Origin of the sequence: Actinophytocola sp., from assembly GCF_045807065.1 — a bacterium.
Taxonomy (GTDB): Bacteria; Actinomycetota; Actinomycetes; order Mycobacteriales; family Pseudonocardiaceae; genus Actinophytocola.
Genome location: NZ_JBJMIE010000201.1, coordinates 1 through 4,534 on the forward strand (window position 1 = coordinate 1; position 4,534 = coordinate 4,534).

The following is a 4,534-nucleotide window of genomic DNA, read 5'->3' on the forward strand; positions in this document are numbered from 1 at the left end:
ACTCCCCCGTGTGCCTTCCCGGCCCCGCGCGAGTCTCGCGTTCCGCACCCGCGAGTTCCGCGTTGGGCACCCGCGAGTTGTGCGTTCGGGACGCGCGAGTTGTGCGTTCGGGACCGGCGAGTTGTGCGTTCGGGACGTGCGAGTCTTGCGTTGGGCACCCGCGAGTTGCGCGTTGGGGACCGGCGAGTTGTGCGTTCGGGACCCGCGAGTCTCGCGTTCAGCACCCGCGAGTTCCGCTTTCGCGTCCATCCGGGTGGGCGCCAAAACGCAACTCGCGGGTGCTCAGTGCGAGGCTCGCGGGGTTAGCTGGCCGGTTCTGGTTCGCGCAGGGCTGGGCGGGCTTCGGGGGCCGCGCCTCGGCTGGCGTCGGCTGCCAGGTCGTCCGGTTGGGTTTGGGAGTCGCGTTCTGCTTCGACCCTTGCTTTGTACAGGTCCACCTCGCGGGTTACCGTCTCCTCGGACCAGCCCAGGATTTCGCCCATCAGGCCGGCGACCTGGTCGGCGCAGTCGACGCCGCGGTGGGGGTACTCGATCGAGATGCGGGTGCGCCTTGCCAGGGTGTCCTCCACGTGTAGTGCGCCCTCGTGGGAGGCCGCGTACACGATCTCCACCTGCAGGTAGTCCGGTGCGGCCGTCAGCGGGCGCAGCAACTCCGGGCGGCTGTCGGCCAGGGCCAGGACCTCGTGGACCAGCGAGCCGTACCTGTCCAGCAGGTGCCGCACGCGGTACGGGTGCAGGCCGTGCTTCGCGCCCAGTTGGTCTACCTGGTTGACCAGTGCGTGGTAGCCGTCCGCGCCCAGCAGGGGGACCTTGTCGGTGATCGACGGTTGCAGGCGGCCGGGGAGGTCCGCCGACGCCGCGTCCACCGCGTCGGCCGCCATCACCCGGTACGTCGTGTACTTCCCGCCCGCGATCGCTACCAGGCCCGGGGACACCCTCGCCACCGCGTGTTCACGGGACAGCTTCGACGTCTCCTCGCTCTCGCCCGCCAGCAGTGGGCGCAGGCCCGCGTACACGCCTTCGATGTCGTCGTGGGTCAGCGGTGTCGCCAGTACCTCGTTGACGTGGTGGAGGATGTAGTCGATGTCGGCCTTCGTGGCCGCGGGGTGGGCCAGGTCGAGGTTCCAGTCCGTATCGGTTGTGCCCACGATCCAGTGATTTCGCCACGGAATGACGAAAAGCACGGACTTCTCCGTTCGCAGGATCAGGCCCGACTCGGACACGATCCGATCCCTCGGCACCACGATGTGCACGCCCTTGGACGCGCGCACCCGGAACCGGCCGCGCGAGCCGGAGAGCTTCTGCAGCTCGTCGGTCCACACGCCGGTGCAGTTGATCACCGCGTTGGCCTGGACCTCCAGGGTGCGGCCGTCCTCGACGTCGCGGACGCGGACGCCCGAGACGCGGTCCGCTTCCCGGATGAAGCCCACGACCTGCGTGGACGTCCGGATCACGGCGCCGTAGTGGGCGGCCGTGCGTGCCACGGTCATGGTGTGCCGGGCGTCGTCCGCCTGGGCGTCGAAGTACCGGATGCCGCCGATCAGCGCCGACCGCTTGAGTGCCGGCACCATTCGCAGGGCGCCCGCGCGGGTCAGGTGTTTCTGGCCGGGCACCGACCGGGCGCCGCCCATCGTGTCGTACAGGAGCAGACCGGCCGCGGTGTACGGGCGCTCCCACACGCGATGTGTCAGCGGGTAGAGGAAGCTCACGGGCTTCACCAGATGGGGTGCCAACCGGGTGAGCATCAGCTCCCGCTCCCGCAGTGCCTCCCGCACCAGGCCGAACTCGAGCTGCTCCAGGTACCGCAGCCCGCCGTGGAAAAGCTTCGACGACCGGCTCGACGTGCCGGACGCCAGGTCCCGGGCCTCGACCAGCGCCACCCGCAGACCACGCGTCGCGGCGTCCAGCGCGGTGCCGACGCCGACCACGCCGCCGCCGATGACCACGAGGTCGAACGTCTCCGAGCCCAGCCGCTGCCAGGCTTCCTCCCGTTCGGCGGTGCCCAGGCGACCGCCGGTAGTGTCCGCTGTCACGGGCTCCTCCTCGCACTGCTCCTGTTGGACGTCCACCACGCTACCGGCGAAATGCCCCGCGAGCCTGGTCTGTAACTCGGCGCGTGCGTCTCCGCAACACGGCGTCCCCCTTTCCCCGTCTGGACAAGTTGACCTTGGCAGTCGTAGCGTCCGAAAGCGGGTAGGCACCGACGCCGCACCCGACGGTCGGCGGTCCGCCTGCCCCTTCAGCGGCGAAGGAGTGGTCGTGGATCTGAACTTCGGCGAGATATTTCTCTGGGAGCTGTTGGGCACCGCGGGGCTGATCCTGCTGGGCGCCGGTGTGGTCGCGAACGTGGTACTGAAGAACACCCTCGGTAACAACGGCGGCTGGCTGCTGGTCAACTTCGGCTGGGGTTTCGCGGTGTTCGTCGGGGCGAGCATCGCCAACCCGTCCGGCGCGCACCTCAACCCGGCGGTCACGCTCGGCCTGATCGCCACCGGGCACTCCAACTTCGGCTGGGCTTACGTCCCCGCCTACCTGCTGGGGCAGTTCGTCGGCGCGTTCATCGGCGCGACCCTCGCGTGGCTCGCCTACAAGCTGCAGTTCGACACGCACGACGACCCCGCCGGCACACGCGGCATCTTCTGCACCGGGCCGACCGTGCCGAGCTACGGGTGGAACCTCGTCACCGAGATCATCGGCACGTTCGTGCTGGTCTTCTGGATCCTGCTCAGCCCGGCGGCCAAGACGGGCGAGGACGGCGTCCCGGTGTTCGGCAACGGCGCGCTCGGCTACGCGGCGGTGGCGTTCGTCGTCGTGTCGATCGGCGCCTCGCTCGGTGGTCCGACGGGGTACGCCATCAACCCGGCGCGTGACCTCGCACCACGGATCGCGTACGCGGTGCTGCCCATCCGGGGCAAGGGCAGCCCGGAGTGGAACTACTCGTGGGTGCCGGTCGCCGGCCCGCTCATCGGTGGTGTGCTCGCCGGCCTGCTGTACCAGATCCTGCCGACTTCCTAGGAGAGCGAACAAGTCATGACGAGCTATGTGGCCGCGATCGACCAGGGCACCACGTCCACCCGCTGCATGATCTTCAGCCATGCGGGTGAAGTCGTGTCGGTCGACCAGATGGAGCACGAGCAGATCTTCCCGAAGGCCGGCTGGGTCGAGCACGACCCGGAGGAGATCTGGCGCAACACCCGCGAGGTGGCGGCCGGCGCGTTGGCGAAGGCGGACCTGAGCGCGACGGACGTCGTCGCCGTCGGCATCACCAACCAGCGCGAGACCGCGGTGGTGTGGGATCGCTCGACCGGCAAGCCCGTGTACAACGCGATCGTCTGGCAGGACACGCGAACGGACCGGATCTGCGCGGAGTTGGAGGCGCTCGGCGGCGGCCAGGACCGGTACAAGGCGAAGACCGGCCTGCCGCTCGCGACGTACTTCTCCGGGCCGAAGATCCGGTGGATCCTGGACAACGTCGAGGGCGCCCGGCAGCGTGCGGAGGCCGGCGAGCTGCTGTTCGGCAACATGGACACCTGGCTGCTGTGGAACATGACCGGCGGTCCCGAGGGCGGCGTGCACGTGACCGACCCGACCAACGCGTCCCGCACGCTACTTATGGATTTGTCGACATTATCGTGGGACTCGTCGATCGCCGAGGACATGGGCGTCCCGCTGTCGATGCTGCCGGAGATCAGGTCGTCGTCGGAGGAGTACGGCAAGGTCAGGGAGCGGGGCGCGCTGGCGGGCGTGCCGATCGCGGGCATTCTGGGCGACCAGCAGGCGGCGACGTTCGGCCAGGCGTGCCTGTCGGTCGGCGAGGCCAAGAACACGTACGGCACGGGCAACTTCGTGCTGCTGAACACGGGCAACGAAAAGGTGTCGTCGCAGAACGGCCTGCTGACGACGGTCTGCTACAAGATCGGCACCAATGACCCGGTGTACGCGTTGGAAGGCTCGATCGCGGTAACCGGTTCACTCGTTCAGTGGCTTCGCGACAACCTCAACATCATCGGCTCCGCACCCGAGATCGAGGCGATGGCGGCGTCGGTGGAGGACAACGGCGGCGCGTACTTCGTGCCGGCGTTCTCGGGCCTGTTCGCGCCGTACTGGCGATCGGACGCCCGCGGCGCGATCGTCGGCCTGACCAGGTTCGTGAACAATGGCCACCTCGCGCGGGCGGTCCTGGAGGCGACGGCGTTCCAGTCGCGCGAGGTGATCGACGCGATGAACGCGGACTCCGGCGTGCCGTTGACCGCGCTCAAAGTGGACGGTGGGATGGTCGCCAACGAGCTGCTGATGCAGTTCCAGGCGGACATCCTCGGCGTGCCGGTGATCCGCCCGGTGGTAGCGGAGACGACCGCACTGGGCGCGGCGTACGCGGCGGGCCTGGCCGTCGGCTTCTGGGCGGGCGAGGACGACATCCGCAACAACTGGGCCCAGGACAAGCAGTGGGACCCGGCGATGGACGAGGAGGCCCGCGAGGCCACGTTCAAGGAGTGGAAGAAGGCCGTGACCAAGACCTTCGACTGGGTCACGG

At 68.9% G+C, this 4,534-nt stretch carries 3 protein-coding genes; 2 read left to right on the top strand and 1 reads right to left on the bottom strand.

The genetic code is table 11. From position 1 onward, the window contains the following. Positions 1-302: 302 nt before the first annotated feature. On the bottom strand, positions 303-2,033 hold the full coding sequence (locus ACJ73U_RS11745; RefSeq protein ID WP_407777606.1) for a glycerol-3-phosphate dehydrogenase/oxidase: 1,731 nt from the start codon (positions 2,031-2,033) through the stop codon (positions 303-305). A gap of 232 nt (positions 2,034-2,265) precedes the next feature. Between ACJ73U_RS11745 and ACJ73U_RS11750 the strand changes: the two genes are divergently transcribed. Both ACJ73U_RS11750 and glpK read left to right on the top strand, forming a co-directional pair. After that, positions 2,266-3,015 carry an MIP/aquaporin family protein gene (locus ACJ73U_RS11750; protein WP_407777608.1) on the top strand — a complete coding sequence of 250 codons (750 nt, stop codon included), beginning with the start codon at positions 2,266-2,268 and terminating at the stop codon, positions 3,013-3,015. A 15-nt stretch (positions 3,016-3,030) separates the two neighbouring features. Then, the coding region (glpK, locus tag ACJ73U_RS11755) for a glycerol kinase GlpK (RefSeq protein ID WP_407777607.1) at positions 3,031-4,534 on the top strand (1,504 nt) is incomplete at its 3' end.